Origin of the sequence: Streptomyces anthophorae, assembly GCF_049310305.1 — a bacterium.
GTDB lineage: Bacteria > Actinomycetota > Actinomycetes > Streptomycetales > Streptomycetaceae > Streptomyces.
On record NZ_JBLWQQ010000001.1, the window covers coordinates 9,204,603 to 9,226,113 of the forward strand.

Consider the following 21,511-nt stretch of genomic DNA (forward strand, 5'->3'; position numbering starts at 1 on the left):
AGAAAAACGGGCGGCACGGGCGGGAGACGGGTTCCGGACGGTCGTGTGCCGGGAGGACGCTCAGTCCTCCCCGGACTCCTGCTGGTTCTTCACGATCTCCGAGAGCACCGCGAGGACCTGCGACTCCGCCTGGTCCTTCTCGATGCCGAGGCCGGCGAGCAGCCCCGAACCGTTCTCGTGTTCCAGGAGCGCGAGCAGGATGTGCTCGGTGCCGACGTAGTTGTGGCCGAGGCGCAGCGCCTCACGGAACGTCAGCTCCAGGGCCTTCTTGGCGTCCGCGTCGAACGGCACCAGGGCCGGCATGTCGTCGGACTTCGCGGGCAGTTCGGCCGTCGCGGCCTGCCGCACGGTGTCCAGGAGCACGTTCTGCGCGACGATCGCCCGGGCCGCGAGACCCTCCGGCTCGTGCAGCAGGCCGAGCACCAGGTGTGCGGGGGTGATCGTGGCGTTGCTCGCGGCGCGGGCCTCGTTCTGTGCGGAGACGATCACGTTGCGGGCGCGGTCGGTGTAGCGGTTGAAGCCCTGGCTGGGGTCGAGGCCGGACTCGGAGCCCTTGGCCACGAAGCGCTTCTGCGCGGCCTGCCGGGTGACTCCCATGCTCTTGCCGATGTCGGTCCAGGAAGCGCCGGAGCGGCGGGCCTGGTCGACGAAGTGGCCGATCAGGTGGTCGGCGATGTCGCCGAGGTGGTCCGCCGCGATGACGGCGTTCTGGAGCTGGTCGAGGGCGTCGGTGTTGGACTTCTTGATGGCGTCGATGAGGTCGTCGAGGCGAACGGAAGGCGTGTTGCCGCCGGAATTGGTCATGATGCAACCGTAGGTTGACACCTCTGGAGTGTCAACCCAACATTGACACCCTTCTGGGTGGAACCTCGGGGCGACTCACACGGTCGGCGGGTTCAGCTGTCGGAACCCGTCCTGGGTCCGGTACGGGTAGTACGGGTACGGGGCCTTGGTCTCGCTCGCCGCGTCCAGCTTCGCGACCTGTTCCGGCGTGAGTTCCCAGCCGATGGCGCCCAGGTTCTGCGTCAGCTGCTCCTCGTTGCGGGCGCCGATCAGCACCGTGGAGACGGTGGGGCGGCGCAGCAGCCAGTTGATGGCGATCTGCGGGATCGCCCGCCCGGTCTCCTCGGCGATCTCGTCGAGCGCGTCCACCACCCGGTACAGGTGCTCGTCCTCGATCGGCGGCCCGAACTGCGCTGTCTGGTGGAGTCGGCTGTCGGCGGGCAGCGGCCGCCCGCGCCGGATCTTCCCGGTGAGCCGCCCCCAGCCGAGCGGGCTCCACACCACGGCGCCGACCCCCTCCTCCTTGGCGAGCGGCATCAACTCCCACTCGTAGTCCCGGCCGACGAGCGAGTAGTACACCTGGTGCGCGGCGAAGCGCGGGCGCCCGTGCTTGTCCGCCGCCGTGAGCCCCTTCATCAGCTGCCAGCCCGCATAGTTGGAGACGCCGGTGTAGCGGATCTTGCCCGCCCGGACCAGGTCGTCGAGGGTGGCCAGGACCTCCTCGACCGGTGTGCTCGCGTCGTACGCGTGCAGCTGGAACAGGTCGATGTATTCCGTGTCGAGGCGTCGCAGCGCGGTGTCGACGGACGCGATCAGCCGCGAGCGCGACACCCCGGCGTCGTACGGCCCGTCGCCGGTCGGAAGCGCGGCCTTCGTCGAGATCAGCGCCCGGTCGCGACGGCCCTTGAGGGCGGCGCCGAGTACTTCCTCGGAGGCTCCGTCCGAGTAGACGTCGGCGGTGTCGAACAGGGTGACCCCGTGCTCCAGGCTCATGTCGACCATCCGTCGCGCCTCGTCGACCCCGGCGGTGCCCCAGGCGGAGAACAGCGGCCCGCGCCCGCCGAAGGTTCCGGCCCCGAAGCTCAGCGCCGGAACCTTCAGGCCGGACGTTCCCAACTGTCGGTACTCCATGACGATCTCCCTGCTAATGGATTGCCAGTTCCGTTAAGGCGTGTTGGAACCCTAGCAAGAGATCGGCCGTAATGGAACTGTCGTTCTTTTAGGCCTGTGTCTCCGCGATGTCCTCGGCCGGGTACGGCGTCCGCTTGCCGTCGCCCAGCAGACGCTCGACGAAGCCGTCGAACACCGCGAGCGCCGGCGCGTGGGGAGCGAGCAGTCCGCGCACCGCGTCGGGAGCGGTCGGAGGCAGGTGGTGGCGCCGCAGATGGCTCAGTGTCAGCAAGAAGTCGTACGAGGGGAGGTGCCGGTCGAGGACATCGCGCTCCGTGGCGGAGAGCTGGAACCGGGAGCTGAGCGCGAGGCCGAAGTCCGCGAAGAGGATCCGCTCGCCGTCGGTGAGCAGATTGCCGAAGTGCGCGTCGAAGTGCACGACGCCCTGGTGCCTCAGGAACCCGGTGCCGCGTCCCAGCTCCCGCAGCACCCAGCGGTACGCGGCGACATCGTCACCCCGCGCCGCGAGCCATCCCGCGAGCGTGTCCGGTACGTACTCCAGGAACAGCACGAGACTGTGGCGCGCCGCCGCCAGCTCCTCCAGGCGTCCGCGCACGGCGGGGGAGTTCTCCCAGTGGGCCACGGCCCCGTCGATCCCGCCGAACTGGTCCATGAAACCGTCGGGCCGCGCGTCCGGCAGGATCCGCCAGTGGTACATCAGCGGAAACCCGTCGTGGGCGCCGGACAGCACCCAGTTCGTGGTCATCACGTGCGTCGCCAGCTCCCGCCACGCCCCGAACCCGGCCGAACCCACGCCGTACTGGTAGAAGTCCGGGAGCCCGAAGAGATTCGCGGTCGAGCGCAGATGCTCCGGCCTCAACTCCCGTTCCGTGAGAGGCACCCGCTTCACGAACACGGGAGTGCCGTCGACATCGAGAACGCCGGAGCGCCCGCCGATCCCTGCCCCGCCGGACCGTGCGGCCTCGACCATGTCCCTCAGCCGGCGGTCGTCGTGGATCGCGAGCGCGGTCGAGATGCGGGCGTACGAGGCATGGCGGTGCATGGGTGGCTCCTGGTGGCAAGAAGGGGCGGCCGGGCATGAGCGCCCGGCCACCCCATCCTGCTGTGTCGACGACCGCCTACGGCAGCGATTCAATCTTGAACGTGGACGTCGTGTTGCGGATGTCCACCGCGTTGTCGCTCAACTTCAGGTTGTGGAAGGTGACTTCGCCGACGGCCGGGCCCTGGCCCGCTTCCGGCATCTCGTTCGCCCACACACCGAAACCGGACTTCGCGTCGTACGCGTCACCGCTCTTGCGGGCGCCGGAGATCGTCACGTCCGTGAGGATCGTGTCCTTGATGGGGTACTGGGGCTGCCCTCCCACGTAGTTGGTCTGGAACATGACGCCGCTGTAGGTCGGGTCCACGATGTCGACGTCATTGACACGGATCCCCTGGAACACCTTCGACGCCGAGAACATCCAGATGCCGGGGAAGGTCTGCCCGCCCCAGAAGTGGCCGCCGGAGCGGACGATCGAGGTGTTCTCCAGCTTCGTCGGCCCCGTGCCGAAGCCGTTCATCGGATAGCCGAAGTCGAGCGAGCTGATGGTGACTCCGGAGTAGACGAGGGTGTCCGCGATGAGGATGTTGCGGAACGTGTTGTCGTAGCCGCCGTACACGGCGATGCCCGCGGCCCGCCAGGTCAGCAGCGACGTCAGGTTCTCGTACACGTTGTTCTTCTCGTCCGCGCCGCCCGCGTCGATCGCCGAGAACAGGGCGAAGCTGTCGTCGCCGGTCGCCCGCGACTCGTTGTTCACCACGTGGTTGTCCGTCGACCCGTTCGTCATGTTGACGCCGTCGGCGAACGTGTCCCGGATCCGGGAGTTCCTGATGGTGATCCTGTCGGTGTTGGCGCCCCAGTACAGGCACACCGTGTGCTCGTTCCAGATGTCGTCGATGGTGATGTCGGCGACGTTCGAGAAGTCGAAGACCTTGCCCGGGCCGTCGATCCGCGACGTGTAGTTCCCGAAGAAGGCGAAGTGGGCGAAGGTCGACCCGTTGGCGCTCGCCTCGGCCCGGAAGCCCGCGTCGGTGTTCTCCTGCGAGGACGGCGTGTGGAAGCGCGTGAACCACGGGCCCGCGCCGACCACCTTCACCGCCTTCCCGTACACCTGGAACTTGTTGGACGTCTCGTAGTCACCGGGCGGCAGATACACACCGACGAGCTTGCCGCTCGTGTCCATCCGCACCTTGTCGAGCGCGTCCTGCACCGCCTGGTGCGAGAACCCGTTCGGCACGGCGTACGCCGCCGGGTCCGGGTTGGGGAGTTCCTTCGCCTCCTCGAGGTTGATGAAGTCGATCGCGTACGTGGAGTCGTTCGCCGTGTCCTTCTGAAGACGGATCCTGCTGCCCTGCGGGACCGTCGTGCCGAGCAGCAGACTCGCCTCGTCGTAGATGTGCCGGGGCGCGCCGGAGCCCGGCGAGTTGCCCGGACCTGTCTCGGAGCCGTACAGCCACGCGTACTTCGACGTCAGGTCGACGGCCTTGAGGAACCGGCCGTCCACATAGACGTTCAGCGTGGAGTTCTTGCCTCCGCCGCCCGCCGCGTCCGGCATCGAGAAGCGCGTGACGAGCGTGTTCGTCGGCGCCTTCGTGGTGAACTCGACGTAGCTGCCCGTCGAATCGAGCGTGACCGCCTTGCGGCCCGATGCCTCGCCGGCCACATCGCCGACGGTCCGGTTCGGGCCGACGACCTTCGCGCCGCCGCCGACCGTGCCGTCCTCCGCCTCGTACATGTCGTACGGCATGCTCGCGCCGCGGCCCACGAACAGGGGCTGCGTGGAGGTGTTGTTGGCGCGCTTGACCGCGAGCTCGTTCGCGTCGTCGGCGATGACCGTCTTCACCGTGAACCTGCCCTTGCCCGCCGTCCAGGTGCCCAGCTTCACGGGCTGCGTGGTGTCACCGGCGGCGATGGCGCCGTCGTGGGAGCCGGTGAGTGTCTTCACGACGTTCCCGCCGGAGTCCGTGACGGTGAGCGTGATGTCGTGCCCGCCGCTCGCGCTCGCCTGGTTTCCCTGGTTCTTGAGGGCGACCGAGAAGCTGACGGTGTCACCCTCGGCGGGCGCGCTCGGCGACCAGGCGACCGGAGATGCCACCAGGTCCGCGCTCGTCACCGGCTTCACGACCAGATTCGTCGGGCTGGTGTACGCGTTGTTCGCCTCGTCGCGCTCCACGACGAGCTTGCTCGCGTCGACCACCGCGCCGACCTGGTACGAGCCCGCCTCGTGCGCGCCGATGTCCGCGCTCACCGTGGCGGACGCACCGGCCGCGAGCGCGCCCACGGAACCCGTACCGACCTTCTTCGAGCCGAGCGTGAAGTCGAGGTCGGTGGCGTCGGCGGCCTCGGTACCCGCGTTGCGGACCGTCGCCGACAGGGTGATCTTGTCGGACTCGACCGGTGTCTCGGGCTTCGCCGTGATGCCCGAGACCACCAGGTCCGGGTTCGGGGCGGGCTCGCCGAGTACCTGGAACTCCGCCAACTGGCCCGCCGATCCGCCCGAGTTGGCGGTGAAGACGAGCCGTACGTCCGCGACGCGCGCGGTCAGCGGCACCGTCACCTTGTTGCCGCTCGACGGATCGAAGCGGTACTCCTTCGGCTCTGCGAGCCGTGTGAACTCCGACGCCTTCTGTTCGCGTCCGAGCACCTCGATCTTCTGCGTGCGCGCCGCCCATGCGGCGTCCGGGCTGAGCTTCAGGACGAGCGAGGAGACGTCGGCGTTCGCGCCCAGCTTCACGGTCAGGCTGTTCGGGTACGAGCCCGGGGCGCCCTCCCAGTACGTGCTGGTGTCGTCGTCCACCGCGTTCTGCGCCACGTACGAGTACACGGACGACGACGCGGACAGCGGCTTGCCGACCGCGAGGTTCGCGGACTCGGTGGTCGAGCCGTTGCGGGTCACGGAGTTGCTGTTCGCGGACTGGTTGCCGGCGGCGTCCTTGGCGCGCACGTAGTACGTCACCGTCGCCGAAGCGGGTTGGGTGTCGGTGTACGAAGTGGTGTCACCGGCGACGGACGTGAGGAGCTTGCCGTTCGCGTAGATGTCGTAGCCGGTGACCTTCACGTTGTCGGTCGAGGCCCGCCAGTCCAGCTTGACCTGGCCCTTCGTCTCCTCGGTGAAGGAGAGGGTGCCGGGCGCGGTGGGTGCCTGCGTGTCGCCCGAATCGCCCTTGCGGGTCACGGAGTTGCTGTTCGCGGACTGGTTGCCCGCCGCGTCCTTGGCGCGCACGTAGTACGTGAGCGTCGCCGACGCGGGCTGCGTGTCCGTGTACGTGAGGGTGTCCCCGTCGACCGAGGCGCGCAGCTGCCCGTCCGCGTAGATGTCGTAGGCGGTGACCCGCGCGTTGTCCGTGGACGCCTTCCACGTCAGTTTGATCTGGCCGGACGCGGGCTCCGTGTAGGCGAGGTCGCCGGGCGCCGTCGGTGCCTCGGTGTCTCCCGTCGTGGGGCCGTACACCTCCAACTCGGCGAGCTGACCTGCTGGTTGGCGGGTATTGGCCGTCACGAGCACGCGTACGTAGCGTGTGGTCACCGAGTCGAACGTGATGCTCTGCCGCTGCCCGTCCGCCGCGCTGAACTCGTATCCCTTCGATGCCGCCAGATCCGTGAAGTCCGATCCGTTGACACTGCCCTTCACGGCGAGCGTCTGCGTCCGTGTCTCCCAGGACGGCGGCAGGCGCAGCACGACCCGGTTCACCCGCACCGACGCGCCGAGATCCACCTGGACCCACTGGGGGAGTGCGTCGTTCTTGCTCTCCCAGTAGCTCGACAGGTCGCCGTCGCCCGCGTTGGCGGCCGCGTACGTCTGCGTCACGGAGCTGGCCGTGAACGTCTTGCCGCGCGCCAGATTCGCCGACGAGTCGGCGGCTCCGTGTACCTCCAGCTCGGCCAACTGGGCGGCCTTCCAGCCGGTGTTGGCGGTGACTGCGATCCGTACGTACCTCGCCCGGGTGGCGGGGAAGGAGACGTCCACCGTGTTGCCCGAACCGGGCGAGAAGGTGTACGACGCCGAGGTCTTGAGTGTGTCGAACGTCGTACCGTCGGCGCTGCCCTGCACCGAGAGCGTCTGCGTCCGGCTCTCCCATGCGGCCGGCAGGCGCAGCGTCACCTCGTCGACGCGGGCCGTGGACCCCAGGTCGACCTGCACCCACTGCGGCCAGTCGGCCCCCGAACTCTCCCAGTACGTCGATGAGTTGCCGTCCGAGACGTTCCCCGCCCCGTAGTCCGGCTTCGCGCTGCTCGCCTTGGCCTGTGCCCCCGCCGCGAGATTGGGCCCGCCCGCGGCCTGCGCGGTCACGGCGGGCAGGCCGAGGAGCGCCAGGGTGCACACGAGGAACGCCACCGCGGCCCCCCGCCATCCCCGTCTCCCTCTGGATCTGAACACGCACTGTCCGAACATGCCTCTCCTGTCCCTGCGCCGTTGTGAGCGAATTGAAGGACGTGCATCACGTTCTTGCGTTCAGTTGTTGGAGAATTGCAGAACAGTGTTGCTGAGTCTACTGTTTGAACAGAGAGAGTTGCGGTGCGGGAGAATTGAACGGTCACGATCAGACGCGCCACGCCAGGGGAGCAAGACCGATGCCCGCAGCCCACGTCACCCTCGCCGACGTACTGAGCGCCGCCGCGCCGGAGGCGACCGGCGCCCTCTGGCGGCTCGACGGCGCGGCCCGCCAGCTCGATGCCAACGTGGTCCGCCTGCGGCCGGGCGGAGGCGGCGACGGATACGTGGAGACCGAGCTCGACGTGCTCCTCGTCGTCGTGGAGGGCCACGGCACGCTCCACCGGGCGGGCGAGGAGGCGGGGTTGGCGCCCGGCACGCTGGCGTTCGTGCCGCGCGGCGAGCGGCGCTCGGTCAGTGCGGGCGATGACGGGCTCGTCTATCTCACGGCGCACCGCAGGCGGCCCGGCATGGCCATCCGCCGCGCCGAATCGCAGGTCACGGCCGAGGGCGGCGAGGCGCCCTGCCTGCTGCCGCTCGTGTGCGCGGCGTGCGGCCGCGCAGCCGACGATGCCGGCGCCCGGTTCTGCGCCCGCTGCGGGGAGCGTCTGGAGGGTCGCGCGCAGGCGCAGTGATCCGGCCGTACTTGAAGTGAAGGGATCACGCCAGACGGAGCGGCCCGCGCCTCGACTCCCGCCGTATGTACGGGATGTGGCGCCACGGGCCCGTAACTTCTCGCCACTGATTCAATACGTAAAGTTACCGAAATCCGGGGGTGCGGGATGAACTCCGCGGCCGTCCCCGGCAGACTCTGCGGCACGGCGGCCGCGCACTCGGGCAGCGGTCGCCAGGGGAGGGAGCACCATCGGGGAGTCCGTGGGCGTGGGGCACGCGGACTCCCCGACCCGCCGCCCCGACACCCCGGGGGCGCTGCGGGGCGCACAGCCCGCCGCTGGTTACGGTTCCGGCATGGCCGACTACCGCATTGAGACCGTCCGCAACGGCGACCGCGACTGGACCGCGCGCAATGATCGCGGCGCCGAGGTCCGCATCGCCCCCGCCGACAGCGAGGGCGCCCAGCCCTCCTTCACCCCCGTGGAACTCCTCCTCGCCGCCCTCGGTGGCTGCGGCGGCCTGGTCGTGGACCGCACGGCGCGCACCGTGCCGCACGACGCGCTGCGCATCACCGTCGAGTCCGCGTCACGGCCGGAGGACGACGGGCGGGTCGGCTCCGTCCGCGTCTCCTACGAGATCGACCTGCCCGAGGGGGACACGGACGCCGCGGAGGCGCTCGAACGCGGCATCCGCCTGACCCACGAGAAGTACTGCACGGTCAGCCGCACCGTCGAACACGGCGCGCGCGTCGAGGCGCTGGGCCCCGACGGCACGATGCTCTTCATGGGCGGCTGACACCCGTGCGGGCCGGCGGCGTCGTGCCACCGGCCCGTCCCGGCCCTACGGCAGCGCGTGCACCTTGGGCCCGACCGCGTTCGACCAGGCGTTGCCCGCCGTCGCGTCCCAGTTCGTGGACCAGGTCATCGCCCCGCGCAGCCCCGGATAGGTCTTCGCGGGCTTGAACGTGCCGCAGCCGGTGCCGCGCGCCAGACAGTCCAGCGCGTTGTTCACGACGGACGGGGCCACGTAGCCGCTGCCCGCGCCGCGCGTCGACGCGGGCACGCCGAGCCCGACCTGCGAGGCGTCGAGGCCGCCCTCCAGCTGGATGCAGGCGAGCGCCGTGAGGAAGTCCACGGAGCCCTGGCTGTAGACCTTGCCGTCACAGCCCAGCATCGAACCGCTGTTGTAGTACTGCATGTTGACGACCGTGAGGATGTCCTTCACGTTCAGCGCGGTCTTGAAGTACTCGCCGGACGTCGACTGCATGTCGATGGTCTGCGGCGCCATCGTCAGGACCAGCTTGCCGCCCGCCTTCGCCGACAGCTGGCGCAGCGCCTTCGACATGTACGTCGAGTTGAGGCCGTTCTCCAGGTCGATGTCGACGCCGTCGAAGCCGTACTCCTGCATCAGCTGGTACGCGCTGTCCGCGAACGCCGTCGCCGAGGCGTCGCTGTTGACGGAGATGGTGCCCTTCTCGCCGCCCACCGACAGGATCACGGCTTTGCCCGCCGCGTGCTTGGCCGCGATGTCGGCCTTGAAGTCACTGACACCTCCGTAGCCGACGGCCGGGTCCAGGTTGAAAGTGATCTGACCGGGCGTGGTGGTGGCGTCGGCGAAGGAGACCGCGATGATGTCGTACTGCGACTGCACGTCCCGCAGCTTCTGCACCGTCGCGCCGTTGTCGAAGTTCTGCCAGTACCCGGTCAGCGCATGCTTGGGCACGGTGCCACCGCCGGGGTCGCCGCCCGACGCGGCGGTCCGCGCGCTCACCGCCGCCGACTTCCCGGACTCGCCCGCCGCGTTCGTCGCGGTGACCTGGAAGCTGTACGCGGTGTCGGCCGTCAGGCCGGTGACCGTCGTCGAGGCGCCCGTGACGGCGGCGACCTTCGTGCCGTCCCGGTACACGTTGTAGCCGGTGGCATTGGAGACCGGGGACCAGGACAGGCCGACGGACGAGGCGGTGGTCGCGCCCGCCGCGAGCCCCGTGGGCGCGGCAGGGACCACCACCGGATCCGAGCCGCCGCCCCCGTCGGGGCCGAAGACGTTCACATCGTCGACGTAGTACGCGCTCTGCCCGTACCAGCCGTGCGTGTAGACCGTCACGGAGCTCGTGTTCGCGCCGGTCTTGAAGCTCGTCGTGAGCTGCTGCCAGGAGGAGCCGCCCGGCGTCCACGTGGACACATCGGTGGTGCCGGTGCCGCTCGCGCCGAGGTAGGCGTACCCGCCCTGCACCCAACTGCTCAGCGTGTACGTCGAGTTCGGCTTCACCGCGACGGTCTGGCTGCACTTCGCGTTGTCCTGGCCCGAGGGGGCGCCCTTCAGGGCCTTCGTGCCGCCGTGCACGGGCGAGGACACGACGGAGCCGCTGCCCGCGGTGCACGTCCAGTTGCTCAGGTCCGACTCGAAGCCGGCGTTCTTGGCCACGTTGACGTCGGCGGCCTGCGCGGGAGAGGCGAGCGCGGTGACGCCGAGCGAGGCGGCCGCCAGAACGGCGAGCGCGAGGCCGGGTCTGCGTCTGCGGGGGCGTGCACGGTCCACGGGGGAGCCTCCTGGGAAGAGGTGGGGATGCTGCGGATGTGAACGGTGGCCACCGTGTGTGCGCCAAAGTTGGTTCAGACCAATGGAGTTGTCAAGACCTCTGGCACGCACGAAAGCGGCGCCGGACGGGAGGTCCGGCGCCGCTGAGGAGGGCGCGAAGCCGGTGGGCTCAGCTCAGTCCGCGCAGGTAGGCGGCCTGTCCCACGTGCTGAAGGTCGTCCGAGAGCACGCTGATGAGTCGTACCCCCAGTGTCACCGGCGGATCCCAGCCCTCGTCGACGACACGGTCGAGGTCGGCGTCCTTCAGGCCGCCGAGGAACCCGAGCGTCTGCTCGTGCACCGCGTCGTAATAGCCCACGAGGAGCTCGCCCGAGGCGACCCGCACCTGGCCGACCTGCTTCGGTGTGTGCCCGTACCCGGTGTCCGACTCGTCGAGCGGCAGCTCGAAACGCTCCGCCCAGCCGCCCGCGAGCCAGACCTGCTCCAGCCCCGCGGCGTCGGCGACATGGTCGTCCTGCACGCGGGTGAGATGCCAGATCAGCCAGGCAATGGAATTCGCCGTGTCCTCCGGGCGCTCGTTCAGCGCGTCGGCGGAAAGTCCCTCGACGGCCGCGTGCACCTCTTCCCGAATGCGGCTGTAGCCGTCCATGAGTACGTCGTGTGAGCGCATGCGTGCAGTGTCTCCGAACTGGAGGATTTCGGCCAACGCGCACCGTGAATATGCCCGGAGACTGGCGTAAAAGCCATGGTGACAGTGTCTCTGAAGTGCCGATACTTGATCAGGGAACGGTTGAACTTTGCTCGAAGACGGCGTGGCCCGGGCCAATTGCCCCGCACATTCCCGCCGTTGCGGTGGATCACTGAACGTTTGGCACAACAGTCAATGCAGTCGGGCGCCAGGCAATGGGGGAGACCGTGCACGACGAATTCCTGTGCCACGTCACCGCGTACGGAATCTGCGGCGGCCGGCGCGTGGGTGTTCCGCTCGGCACATATCGCGCCCCCACCATCGCGCTGGCCCTGTGGTGGCTGCGCGACCGGGCCATGTGGATGGCGGAGCGCCTCGACCCGCGACCCGGCCAGCCCCACTTACCCGAGGGTGCGCTGACGCCCGTGGCCGAGGACGCGCCCGATGTGCCGGACCAGCTGCGGGCCTGGTGCGCCGACCCGGAGCAACAGGAGAGCGTCGCGGAGGAATTGGCCTCCGGGCGACTCGTCAGGATCGCGACCCGCGACGAGACCACGGAGTACGAACTCCTCGCCGAGTCGGTCGACGCGGTCCGCATGGCCCGCACCCAGCCGCGCCGACGCGGCCCGCGGCGTCGCATGCCGGTTACCAATAGTCACTGACAAGGGTGACACGGCGCTTGATCGCGCCGACTCCGGGGCAGTGTGATCACGCTCAGTAAGAACGATCACTCCGGGGTCAGGAATGAAACCCTTCATGAAGCACAGATCCGTGCTGTTCACCCTCACGCTCTCCCTCCTCGGCGGCGCCACGGCCGCTCTCGCACCCACCGCCGCCGCGGCGCCCGCCGCCGTGCCGCCCGGGCAGGTCTGCTTCTGGACCGAAGTCGGCATGCACGGCCAGGCCTGGTGCTACGGACCGCCCGGCTACGCCGACGCGGAGAACGGGACGGCGCGGCACGCCGTCTCCTTCGACTCCCGCGTCGCGGGCACCGTCTACGCCATCAGCTACACCTCGACCGGCTGCCTCTACCGCGAGATCCGGCGCGACGACTACTCCGAGAACTGGGAGTGGGCGGGAAAACTCGACGGTGTCTCGGACACCACCATGGGGTGCGAGCAGGGCTGAGCGCGCCATGAACCGCCGCACCCGAGCCCTCGCCGTCCTCGCCTGCGCCGCGCTGCTCCCGCTCACGGGCTGCACCACCGAGCGCACCGACAGATCCGACCGCATGCCCGACGACACCATCAGGGCCGCCACCCAGACCCTCACCGACCGCTGCCTCACCCGGCAGGGCCTCACGCCGCCCCGGCCGGGGCGACACCCGGCGAACCGGGCGGAGGAACAGCGGGTCGCGGCCGCCCTCTTCGGCCGCCCGCCCGCCGAACTCTCCCTGACCCTCGCGAACGGCATCCCCGTACGCGCCCACACCGACGGCTGCCTGGCCGCCGCCCAACGCACCCTCTACGGCGACCAGAAACGCTGGTTCCAGGTGTCGACCGTCGTCAACAACCTCAAGCCAGAGGCCGCCCACCGCGACCTCAGCCTCGCCTCCGTGCGCGCCCGGCACCGCGCCGACCTCGCCGAATGGCAGCGCCTGCGGGACCACGCGCTCGACGCGTCCACCCGCGTGCTGCACGCCTCCACCCACTGATCCCACTGAACCTGCAAGGAGAACAGACCTCATGAAGCACCCGATCGCCCTGGTCACCGCCGCGGTCCTCGCCCTCGGCGGCGCCGCCCTCCCCGCGACCGCCTTCGCGGCCCAGTGCCCCAGCGGCGAGTTCTGCGCCTGGACCGACGCCAACTACACCGGAATGCGCTGGAACTGGTCCGGCGACGACCACGACTGGGAGGACGGCATCCAGGACGAGGACTCCTCCTGGGCCAACCACGGAATCTCAGGACCAGGCATCAAGGACCACGTCCAGGTCTACGAGAACCCAGGACTCATCGGCTTCGGCACCGTCTGTCTGTCGCCCGGCCAGGAGATCCCGTCCAACGGCTGGGCCAACGACAGCGGCGACTCGCACACGTGGAAGATGGAGTGCTGACGAAGACGGAGCACTGAAGAAGGTGCAGTGCTGAACCCGCCCACCGGTGACGTGAGTTCAGAACGTGTCGCCGGTGTGCGGCAGTAGCTCCGTGCGCAGCGCGGCGTCGAGCATCGACGCCGCGCCCCGCGTGTGCTCCGCCACCAGACCCGCGCGCACCAGGGCCGCCACCGGCGTCGCCGCCATGTACGCGGTCGCCAGATCGCGGGCCTCCACGGTCAGGTCGGGTGCGTCGTCCGTGGGCGCGTACGAGAAGCCGTCCGGCGACGCGGTCAGACGGAACGTCCCCGCGTTCGCCGGGATCCGCGCGTCACGGACCGCGAGGACCACGTCAACGGGCGCCGCCCACGCGCGGGCCGCGAGCGCCGCGCGCACGTCCACCAGACGCACCCACAGCGCCGGTTCGACACGCGTCACGGTCACCTGATCGCGGTCGGCCGCGAGCAGCGGCAGCGGATCGTCGAGGGGCCTGCCGTGCGCGCGCACCGTGCCCGTCAGGTCGATGTCCGCGAGATACCGCCACAGCGCCGCCGCCCCCTCGGGCGTATCGGCCTCCAGCTCCTCGACGCTCACGAGGCCGGCGACGCCCCCGGACCAGTCACCCGACTTGGTGCGGTAGATCGCGTAACCGGCAAGCGGATCGCCGAGCGCCACCACGCGCGGCGGTGAGAGCTTTTCGTCCTCCTCGTCCTGTCGCGCCAGCCACTGCTCGCGCCACCACGCGGGCGTGCGCGCGTGCCGGCCCGCCCGCCGCCCGCGGGTCCTCTCGAAGTGCGGCGCGAGCACGGCCGGCACCGAGTCCGAGTCGAGCAGGCGCAGCGCACGCTCGTCGGGCGCCACACGCAGCGCGAGCGCGCGCCGCGAGTCGATCTCCACGGTCGCCCCGTACGTGCCGGGGCCGAAGCCGAACCGGCCGTAGATCGCCGCCTCCGACGCCCACAGCGCGGCCAGCGGCGCGCCCTGCCCGGCGCAGCGGGCGAACAGCTCGGACATCATGGCCGACAGCACGCCGCGCCTGCGGTGCGTGGGCGCGACCGAGACGTACGACAGGCCGGGGCAGGGGAGGTCGCCGCCCGGCACGGAGACGGTGAAGGGATGCGCCGCCGCGAAGCCGACCAGCTCCTCGCCGTCGTACGCGCCGATCCGCAGACAGCCGGACAGCATCTGCTCCTGCTGCTTGCGGCGGTCGGCGTCGGGTGACTCGTGGAAGACGAGACAGGCGAGCGCCAGGGCGCGTTCGATGTCGGACTCGGGTACGTCGCGGAGGCGGACGGAGCCAATGTTCATGATCATCGACTGTAGTGGCGGTCCGCCGATACCCACCTCAGCGGCGCCGACCCCGCTGAGATGGGCGGGCGGCGGGGTCTGGGCCGCCCGGGTCCGTGCGGCCGTACTCGTGCGCCGCACACCGGGGATTCGGGCCGAAGGGGCCGAACGGATGCACCCGGATCCCAGGAATCTCACCCGCGCTCGCCCCGGCCGCGCAGCCGGTCGCCGAGGCGCCGCATGCCGCGCCGGGCATGACTCTTGACCGTGCCCAGCGGCCAGCCGGTGCGCTCCGCGATCTGGGGCTGCGTCAGATCCTCGTAGAACGTGAGGGACAGCACGGTGCGCTGCGTGCTCGGCAGGCGCGCCAACTCCTGCGACAGCAGCAGCCGTTCTACGACCGCGTCCATGGCCGCGTCGTTCACGGGTTCCCGGTCGGCCAGGGCGGCGTGCCGACCGGCCGCCGCCTCGAACAGCGCAGCGCGACGGTTCCTGGCGGCGAGGGCGTCGGCGACGCGGTGCCGCGCGATGCCGGTCAACCAGGCGGAGGGCGGGCCCAGTTCGGGCCGGTACCCGGACCGGCCGTGCCAGGCGGCGAGGAACACCTGCTGCATCACGTCCTCCGCCTCGAAGCGGTCGCCGAGCGCCCGCTGGGCCAGGCCCCGCACCAGCGGAGCCCACCGCCGGTACACCTCGGCGAGGCAGGCGACGTCACCCGCCGCGAGACCGTCCGCCAGGGCGGCCTCCGACACCTCGCGAGGGTCGACGCCCCGTGACAGCAAGCCTGGCATCCTCAACGCCTCGTCAACTCCTCGAAACGGTCCCGAACCCGACTGCCGGCGATCCGGACCGGACAAGCGCGGTGCCCGCCGGGTCGCGGTCCGGTCATCCTGGAAACGGCTCCCGCCGCACGGCAACCCGCATCGGTTGTGCGTCGTATCGTGGGCCGATGGACGAGGGGCAGCACGCGCGCGACGCGGCAGAGTCACGGAAGACACCGGGGGAGGCGGGCGTCACCACCGGCGCCCTCGCCAGGCGGCTCGGGGTCTCCCCGACGACCCTGCGCAGCTGGGACCGGCGCTACGGGCTCGGGCCCGCGCAGCGCTCGACGGGGCACCATCGGCGCTGGACCGAACAGGACATCGCGGCCGTCGAGGAGATGTGCCGACTGACCACGACGGGCCTGCCGCCCGCGGAGGCCGCGCGCCTCGCGGGCAAGCGGCTGGCGACACCGCCCGCCGGACTGCCGCTCCAGCGCCCCGCACCCGCCGCGCCCGCCTCACCGGCCACGCTGGAGCGCCAGTGCCGGGGCATCTCCCGCGCGGCGACCCGCATGGACGCGCCGACGGTGCAGAACCTGCTCACCGAGGCCGTGGCGCGGCACGGCCTGGTCGCCGCCTGGCAGGACGTGATGGCGCCGGTGCTGCACGCGGTGGGCCGCAAGTGGGAGGAGGCGGGCGACCGGTACGTCGAGGTCGAGCACCTGTTGTCCTGGCACGTCTCGCGCACCCTGCACCGCGCCGCCGCCCCCGTCGAGTCCACGCTCGCGCTGCCGCCGCTGGTCCTTGCCTGCGTCCCCGCCGAGCAGCACGTGCTCGCCCTGGAGGCGCTCAGCGCCGGACTGAGTCAACTGGGCGTACCGCAGCGGATGTTCGGCGCGGCGGTGCCCGTGGAGGCGGTGTCGGCCGCCGTGCGCAGGATCGGGCCGCGCGTCGTGGTGCTGTGGGCGCAGGCGCGTTCCACCGCGACCCTGCCGCTGGCCCGTCATCTCGCCGAGACCCACTGGGGGGTGCGCGGCGCCCGCGGCAAGCCCGCGGTGATGCTGGCCGGACCCGGCTGGGCGGGCAGGGGGGTGCGCGGCGCGCTGCACCCGGCGACGCTGCCGCAGGCCCTCGACCAGATCGAGCGCCACTACCCGGAGGTCAGTCGAGCCCCCGGCCCCTCCTGAACCGGGCGAGCGCGTCCGGCAGTTCGACGATCGGGTCCGGATAGTCGCCGAGCGCGGCCCGGTCGAGCCCGGCCAGCTTCCACGGCGTGTGCACCGCGGAGCCCTCGACGCCCGCCAACTCCGGTACCCAGCGCCGCACATAGGCGCCGTCCGGGTCGTAGCGCTTGGCCTGGGTCACCGGATTGAGCACCCGGTTCGGGCGGCTGTCGGTGCCGGTGCCCGCCATCCACTGCCAGTTCAACTGGTTGTTCGCGACGTCCCCGTCCACCAGCAGCTCCAGGAAGTGCCGGGCGCCCACCCGCCAGTCCACGTACAGCGTCTTGACGAGGAACGACCCGGTGAGCAGCCGCCCCCGGTTGTGCATCCAGCCCTCGTGGCGAAGCTGCCGCATCGCGGCGTCCACCACCGGGTAGCCGGTGCGCCCCTCCTGCCACGCCTCGACCTCCCGGGGCGCCCTGCGCCAACGGTCGTGCTGTGTGCGGTAGTCGGCGTGCGCGGCGGCGGGCCGGGCCGCGAGCACCTGGTGGTGGAAGTCCCGCCAGGCCAGCTGCCGGACGAACGCCTCCGCACCGGGACCGCCCGCCGAACTGGCGCGGTGCACCGCCTCGACGGGACCGACCGTGCCGAAGTGCAGATGCGGGGAGAGGCGCGAGGTGGCGTCTCCCGCCAGGTCGTCGTGCCGGTCCTCGTACGCGGCGATACCCGAACGCAGCCAGGAGGTCAGGAGCGAGCGGCCCGCCTCTTCGCCACCGGCGGCGAGCCCCGGCGACACCCCCGTCACCTCCGCCCGCTCGGGCAGCGCCTCGGATCCGACGCCGTCGGGGACCCGGACCGCGCGCGGGGCCCGGACGACGGCCCGCAGCCCGTGCTGCGCCCAGCGCCGGTGATAGGGCGTGAACACCGCGAAGTGGTCCCGGGAGTCGGGCGTGACGGCGCCGGGCGGCACACAGGTCACGACCCCGTCGTGCGCCACCAGTTCGCAGCCGAGACGGCCCAGCGTGTCCCGCAGACGGTCCTCCCGGCGCTGCGCGTAGGCGGACACGCCGGCCGCGACGTGCACGGCGCACGCGTCGGTCTCGGCCACCACCTTGGCGACGACGTCGACCACGTCGCCGGAGCGCACCACGAGCCGCCCGCCGCGCTCCCGCAGCCCCGCGTCCAGGTCCCGCAGACAGTCCGCGAGGAAGGCCTCCCGGTTCGGTGCGAGGAACCCGGCGACCCCCGCGTCGCGGACGAACAACGGCACCACGGCGTCCGCCGAGTTCAGCGCCGCGCGCAACGGAGGGTGGTCGTGCACGCGGAGATCGGAAGTGAACAGGACGACACGGACACGCACGGCAGGGCTCCAGACGGGCAGGGGTCGAAAGCGGGCTGTGTCAGCCCTTCCCGGCCGAGGACGTACGCGGATGCACCGATCGGCCGGACGGAGCACCCCCGTCGGGACCGCGTTCCGCCGCGGCCGCGATATTGCGGGCCATCCCGCCGAACACCACGGAGTGGAACGGGGCCACGCTCCACCAGTACGCCTGGCCCGCCAGGCCGTGCGGATGGAACAGCGCCCGCTGCTGGTAGCGGGCCTGCCCGTCGTCCGTCCGCTCCACGGAGAGCTCGAGCCAGGCGAGCCCCGGCAACCGCATCTCCGCGCGCAGCCGCAGCAGCCGCCCCGGCTCGATCGCCTCGACGCGCCAGAAGTCCAGCGAGTCACCGACCCGAAGTCGTTCCGCGTCGCGCCGCCCGCGCCGCAGCCCCACGCCGCCCACCAGCCGGTCGAGCCACCCGCGCACCGCCCACGCCAGCGGGAACGAGTACCAGCCGTGCTCCCCGCCGATGCCCTCGATCACGTCCCACAGCCGGTCGGGCGAGGCCTCGACGAGCCGTTCGCGCTCGTCCGTGTAGAGGCTGCCGCCCGCCCAGTCCGGGTCGGTGGGCAGCGGGTCGCTGGGCGCGCCCGGCAGCGCCGCGGACGACCAGCGCGTGGCCACCTGCGCCTCCTGGACGCGGCGCAGTGCCAGCCGGACCGCCTCGTCGAACCCGATCGGGGAACCCGGCGGATACGCCGCCCACTCCTCGATGTCGTGCTCGTGGCAGACGACCTCGTGGCGCAGCGACTCGGTCAGCGGGCGGGCGATGGCGGCGGGGACGGGCGTCACCAGGCCGACCCAGTGGCTCGACAGGCCGGGGCTGAGCATCGGCACCCCGATCACGACGCGCCGCGGCAGCCGCGCGACCTCCGCGTACCGGAGCATCATGTCGCGGTAGGTGAGCACGTCGGGGCCGCCGACGTCGAAGGCGCGGGACACCTCGGGCGGCAGCGTCGCCCCGGCCACCAGACAGCGCAGCACGTCGCGGACGGCGATCGGCTGGATCCGGGTGTGCACCCAGCTCGGCGTCACCATCACCGGAAGCCGTTCGGTGAGATAGCGCAGCATCTCGAACGAGGCGGAGCCCGACCCGATGATCACGGCCGCGCGCAGCACCGTCGTCGGCACACCGGAGGCCAGCAGGATGTGGCCCACCTCGGCCCGCGAGCGCAGATGCGGCGACAGCTCCCGCTCGGGCACGCCCGCGGGCGTCAGTCCGCCCAGATAGACGATCCGCCGCACCCCCGCACGGCGGGCCTCCTCGGCGAAGGCCGTCGCCATCTCACGGTCGGTGCGCTCGAAGTCCTTGCCGGTACCGAGCGCGTGCACCAGGTAGTACGCGACGTCGACGCCGCGCAGCGCCGCGCCGAGCGAGTCGCGGTCCGTGAGGTCGCCCCGCACCACCTCGACGTCGCCGGACCACGGATGATCCCGGAGCTTGCCGGGGGAGCGCGCCAGGCAGCGCACCTGATGACCGGCGGCCAGCAGTTCCGGCACGAGACGGCCGCCGATGTAGCCGCTCGCCCCGGTGACCAGACACCGCTGTCCGGCATGTTCCGCGTCCATGTGTCTCCCTCGCTCGCCCCCTGTTCCACCACCGTCCGCCCCATGACCGACTTCCGCATCAACAGCGCAGGCGGATGCACCGCCCCGAGCGCTCACGGCTGCCCGGGTGCCGCCTCCTGAAGCCGCTCGCCGGTGTCGAGTCGCGCCGCCACCCGGACGGCGCCGCGCTCGGGGGCGCGGACGGCCAGGGTGCGGCCCGGGCGGGACTCGGTGACCGCACCGCTCGCCTCGATCCGGGTGACCGCCCGGCTGCCCGCGGCCAGGAGATACCAGTGGCCGTCCGGCGCCCGCCACCGGGTCCCGGAGACCACATGCTGACCGAACCGGCTGCACGCCGCCGTGGCCCGCGCCCGGCCGACCAGGCGCGCCGGTTCGGTGGCCGCGGCGGGGGTGCGCAGCAGGAGCGCGACATCGCCCGGACCGCGCCATGTGGAGGCGCGCACACAGGACCACACGGCCCGGCCCGCGTCCTGCGGCAGTCGCTGCTCGGCGAAGTCCCACGCGTTCACGGCGCGTACCGCGCCGCCCCGCCACGGCTGGAGCCGGCAGGCGGTACGCGCCCACGCGACCAGGGCCTGGCTGCCGGTGGCCTCGCGCGGCTGCCGGGGCGGAGGCGTGCCGTGGCCCGGCAGCGGCGTGTACGTGAGGTGGACGGGCGACAGGCCACCGAGGTCGGCGAGCAGGAACGAGTGGTCCTCCACGATGCGCGGCGAGGACCGCAGTTGAAGCACGGGGCGGCGCGTGCAGCCGTCCGCGGGCGCGACGGGCACGGCGTCGGTCACCCCGTCGTCCGACACGTCGAGCGGCCGTCCCGGAGCGTCGGGCCGCAGGAGGTCCCGGGTGGTCGCCTCGGCGATCCACGGCGCCGTCAGGTAGCGGGCAAAGCCGTGCCCCCGGTTCAGGACCACGGCCGCGGCCGTGGTGACGTCGGCGTCGTCGACCCGGGCCAGCGCGAGACGGGCGCGGTCGTCGCCGTCCGGTGCGGTGTAGCGGGCCAGCCGTTCGCCGTCGCTGAGGAGCACCACGGTGCGGCCGTCGACGTCGCCCGCGAACAGCAGTTGCGGGGCACGCGGCGCCGGGTCTGCGGGCGTGTCCGGGGTCCTGCTGACGCGCACGGCGCCGGAGGGCTCGGCCCACGCGGCCAGCGCCCGGTCCAGCAGGGCCGTGTCGCCGGTCCGGTCGCCGCGCGCGGGCCATGCCGTGAAGTCGACCCGCGAAGTGTCGGCCCAGGTGTCCTGCTCGGCGCGGGTGAGGTCACCCGCACCGAGCGACGCCCGGGCCGGGGCGCCGCTGTCCGTCGCCTCCTCGCGCGGGGCGGAGCCGGGGGAGAGCAGCGCGGCCGCCGCGACGACGGCCACGGCCCCGGCCGCGAGCGCCGCCCGGGTCCGCCGTGCGCGGCGCGGCAGATCCGTGGGACGCGTCTGCACGGAGCAGGCGTCGAACTCCTGGGAGCGCAGCAACGCCGCGGCAGCGGGCCCCGCTTCGGCGTCGAGGCCGACGGACTCCCGCACGGCCGCTTCCGCCCGCGTCACCCCGGCCGCGGCCAGGAGCGCCGTCGCCCGGTCCGCGTCCAAGCCGTCGACGTGCCGGAGCACGAACGCGGCGCGCGCCGCGGCCGAAGCGCCGGAGAGGGCACGTACCAGCGCGAGTTCCTCGGCGCCGCCGGAGCGCGGGAACAGCCGCAGCCCCCAGACCACGGGGAGCCGGGGCAGCAGGATGCGCGGCGGCGGCAGGGCCGCGGGCCAGCCGGTCGGCCGGTGCGCGGCGGACAGGGCGGTCCGCAGAATCCGTACGCGCAGCGCGTCGGCGGCGGGTTCGACGCCGTCGGGGACGCGGGGTGCAGGAACGACCGCGGCCCGGCGCCCCGGCAGCGCCCGCTGTACGGCGGTATGGGCCAACAGCACCCGGCGGTGACGGGTGAAGGCGGCCGGGAGGGTGAGATAGGCGAGGCGTACGAGGCCGGTGTACTGCTCGAGCAGGGCCGTCTCCGCCTGGTCGGTGGCAGTCCGTGAGCGGGGGATAATGCTGTCGCGACGAAGCTGGGGCATGGCTGGCCTCTCCCGGAAGTCCGAAGGGACGCGGTGTCGTCC

The 21,511-nt window shown here is 71.7% G+C and carries 18 protein-coding genes; 7 read left to right on the forward strand and 11 right to left on the reverse strand.

From position 1 onward, the window contains the following. Positions 1-60: 60 nt before the first annotated feature. The 4 genes from ACNYS0_RS41990 to ACNYS0_RS42005 form a co-directional block, all read right to left on the reverse strand. Complete coding sequence (locus ACNYS0_RS41990) at positions 61-804, reverse strand: Clp protease N-terminal domain-containing protein (protein ID WP_422482067.1); 744 nt, start codon at positions 802-804, stop codon at positions 61-63. A gap of 75 nt (positions 805-879) precedes the next feature. After that, on the reverse strand, positions 880-1,914 hold the full coding sequence (locus ACNYS0_RS41995) for an aldo/keto reductase (RefSeq protein WP_422482069.1): 1,035 nt from the start codon (positions 1,912-1,914) through the stop codon (positions 880-882). Between the two features lie 88 nt (positions 1,915-2,002). Beyond that, positions 2,003-2,956, reverse strand: a complete 954-nt coding sequence (locus ACNYS0_RS42000; protein WP_422482071.1) for a BUD32 family EKC/KEOPS complex subunit — start codon at positions 2,954-2,956, stop codon at positions 2,003-2,005. 76 nt (positions 2,957-3,032) lie between these two features. Then, positions 3,033-7,346 (reverse strand): discoidin domain-containing protein, encoded by a 4,314-nt coding sequence (locus ACNYS0_RS42005; RefSeq protein WP_422482073.1) that lies wholly within the window; start codon positions 7,344-7,346, stop codon positions 3,033-3,035. Between the two features lie 179 nt (positions 7,347-7,525). Here ACNYS0_RS42005 and ACNYS0_RS42010 point away from each other — a divergent pair, with 179 nt between their 5' ends. Further along, positions 7,526-8,020, forward strand: coding sequence for a cupin domain-containing protein (locus ACNYS0_RS42010; protein ID WP_422482075.1), 495 nt, complete (start codon positions 7,526-7,528; stop codon positions 8,018-8,020). 247 nt (positions 8,021-8,267) lie between these two features. Continuing rightward, positions 8,268-8,795, forward strand: a complete 528-nt coding sequence (locus ACNYS0_RS42015; RefSeq protein WP_422482077.1) for an OsmC family protein — start codon at positions 8,268-8,270, stop codon at positions 8,793-8,795. A gap of 45 nt (positions 8,796-8,840) precedes the next feature. Here ACNYS0_RS42015 and ACNYS0_RS42020 read toward each other — a convergent pair whose 3' ends face one another. Both ACNYS0_RS42020 and ACNYS0_RS42025 read right to left on the reverse strand, forming a co-directional pair. Then, positions 8,841-10,538, reverse strand: a complete 1,698-nt coding sequence (locus ACNYS0_RS42020) for a chitinase (protein ID WP_422482079.1) — start codon at positions 10,536-10,538, stop codon at positions 8,841-8,843. Between the two features lie 169 nt (positions 10,539-10,707). Then, positions 10,708-11,208, reverse strand: coding sequence for a mycothiol transferase (locus ACNYS0_RS42025; protein WP_422482081.1), 501 nt, complete (start codon positions 11,206-11,208; stop codon positions 10,708-10,710). A 245-nt stretch (positions 11,209-11,453) separates the two neighbouring features. On the opposite strand from ACNYS0_RS42025, the gene ACNYS0_RS42030 reads away from it, so the two are divergent. The 4 genes from ACNYS0_RS42030 to ACNYS0_RS42045 all read left to right on the forward strand — a co-directional run bounded on the left by ACNYS0_RS42030 (position 11,454) and on the right by ACNYS0_RS42045 (position 13,280). Continuing rightward, positions 11,454-11,888 (forward strand): hypothetical protein, encoded by a 435-nt coding sequence (locus ACNYS0_RS42030; protein WP_422482083.1) that lies wholly within the window; start codon positions 11,454-11,456, stop codon positions 11,886-11,888. Positions 11,889-11,982: 94 nt separating this feature from the next. Then, on the forward strand, positions 11,983-12,354 hold the full coding sequence (locus ACNYS0_RS42035; RefSeq protein WP_422482085.1) for a hypothetical protein: 372 nt from the start codon (positions 11,983-11,985) through the stop codon (positions 12,352-12,354). A 7-nt stretch (positions 12,355-12,361) separates the two neighbouring features. After that, the gene (locus tag ACNYS0_RS42040; RefSeq protein ID WP_422482087.1) at positions 12,362-12,880 is read left to right on the forward strand and encodes a hypothetical protein; all 519 of its coding nucleotides are present in this window, start codon (positions 12,362-12,364) and stop codon (positions 12,878-12,880) included. 31 nt (positions 12,881-12,911) lie between these two features. Then, positions 12,912-13,280, forward strand: coding sequence for a peptidase inhibitor family I36 protein (locus ACNYS0_RS42045; protein WP_422482089.1), 369 nt, complete (start codon positions 12,912-12,914; stop codon positions 13,278-13,280). Positions 13,281-13,337: 57 nt separating this feature from the next. Here ACNYS0_RS42045 and ACNYS0_RS42050 read toward each other — a convergent pair whose 3' ends face one another. Then, positions 13,338-14,567 (reverse strand): GNAT family N-acetyltransferase, encoded by a 1,230-nt coding sequence (locus ACNYS0_RS42050; protein ID WP_422482091.1) that lies wholly within the window; start codon positions 14,565-14,567, stop codon positions 13,338-13,340. A gap of 173 nt (positions 14,568-14,740) precedes the next feature. Further along, complete coding sequence (locus tag ACNYS0_RS42055) at positions 14,741-15,337, reverse strand: RNA polymerase sigma factor (RefSeq protein ID WP_422482093.1); 597 nt, start codon at positions 15,335-15,337, stop codon at positions 14,741-14,743. A 158-nt stretch (positions 15,338-15,495) separates the two neighbouring features. On the opposite strand from ACNYS0_RS42055, the gene ACNYS0_RS42060 reads away from it, so the two are divergent. Then, positions 15,496-16,494 (forward strand): MerR family transcriptional regulator, encoded by a 999-nt coding sequence (locus tag ACNYS0_RS42060; protein WP_422482095.1) that lies wholly within the window; start codon positions 15,496-15,498, stop codon positions 16,492-16,494. Here the strand turns inward: ACNYS0_RS42060 and ACNYS0_RS42065 are convergent. From ACNYS0_RS42065 to ACNYS0_RS42075, 3 genes are all read right to left on the reverse strand, one after another. Continuing rightward, positions 16,469-17,830 (reverse strand): cryptochrome/photolyase family protein, encoded by a 1,362-nt coding sequence (locus tag ACNYS0_RS42065; protein ID WP_422482097.1) that lies wholly within the window; start codon positions 17,828-17,830, stop codon positions 16,469-16,471. The genes ACNYS0_RS42060 and ACNYS0_RS42065 overlap by 26 nt on opposite strands. A gap of 40 nt (positions 17,831-17,870) precedes the next feature. Beyond that, entirely contained in the window at positions 17,871-19,421 is a 1,551-nt protein-coding gene (locus ACNYS0_RS42070) for an SDR family oxidoreductase (RefSeq protein WP_422482099.1), read from the reverse strand. A gap of 92 nt (positions 19,422-19,513) precedes the next feature. Next, entirely contained in the window at positions 19,514-21,469 is a 1,956-nt protein-coding gene (locus tag ACNYS0_RS42075) for a hypothetical protein (protein WP_422482101.1), read from the reverse strand. Positions 21,470-21,511 lie beyond the last annotated feature (42 nt).

Coding starts and splice junctions, on each gene's coding strand:
- ACNYS0_RS41990 (WP_422482067.1), bottom strand. CDS start 804: ATGACCAATTCCGGCGGCAACACGCCTTCCGTTCGCCTCGACGACCTC.
- ACNYS0_RS42035 (WP_422482085.1), top strand. CDS start 11,983: ATGAAGCACAGATCCGTGCTGTTCACCCTCACGCTCTCCCTCCTCGGC.
- ACNYS0_RS42050 (WP_422482091.1), bottom strand. CDS start 14,567: ATGAACATTGGCTCCGTCCGCCTCCGCGACGTACCCGAGTCCGACATC.
- ACNYS0_RS42070 (WP_422482099.1), bottom strand. CDS start 19,421: ATGGACGCGGAACATGCCGGACAGCGGTGTCTGGTCACCGGGGCGAGC.
- ACNYS0_RS42025 (WP_422482081.1), bottom strand. CDS start 11,208: ATGCGCTCACACGACGTACTCATGGACGGCTACAGCCGCATTCGGGAA.
- ACNYS0_RS42075 (WP_422482101.1), bottom strand. CDS start 21,469: ATGCCCCAGCTTCGTCGCGACAGCATTATCCCCCGCTCACGGACTGCC.
- ACNYS0_RS42040 (WP_422482087.1), top strand. CDS start 12,362: ATGAACCGCCGCACCCGAGCCCTCGCCGTCCTCGCCTGCGCCGCGCTG.
- ACNYS0_RS42005 (WP_422482073.1), bottom strand. CDS start 7,346: ATGTTCGGACAGTGCGTGTTCAGATCCAGAGGGAGACGGGGATGGCGG.
- ACNYS0_RS41995 (WP_422482069.1), bottom strand. CDS start 1,914: ATGGAGTACCGACAGTTGGGAACGTCCGGCCTGAAGGTTCCGGCGCTG.
- ACNYS0_RS42010 (WP_422482075.1), top strand. CDS start 7,526: ATGCCCGCAGCCCACGTCACCCTCGCCGACGTACTGAGCGCCGCCGCG.
- ACNYS0_RS42045 (WP_422482089.1), top strand. CDS start 12,912: ATGAAGCACCCGATCGCCCTGGTCACCGCCGCGGTCCTCGCCCTCGGC.
- ACNYS0_RS42055 (WP_422482093.1), bottom strand. CDS start 15,337: ATGCCAGGCTTGCTGTCACGGGGCGTCGACCCTCGCGAGGTGTCGGAG.
- ACNYS0_RS42000 (WP_422482071.1), bottom strand. CDS start 2,956: ATGCACCGCCATGCCTCGTACGCCCGCATCTCGACCGCGCTCGCGATC.
- ACNYS0_RS42060 (WP_422482095.1), top strand. CDS start 15,496: ATGGACGAGGGGCAGCACGCGCGCGACGCGGCAGAGTCACGGAAGACA.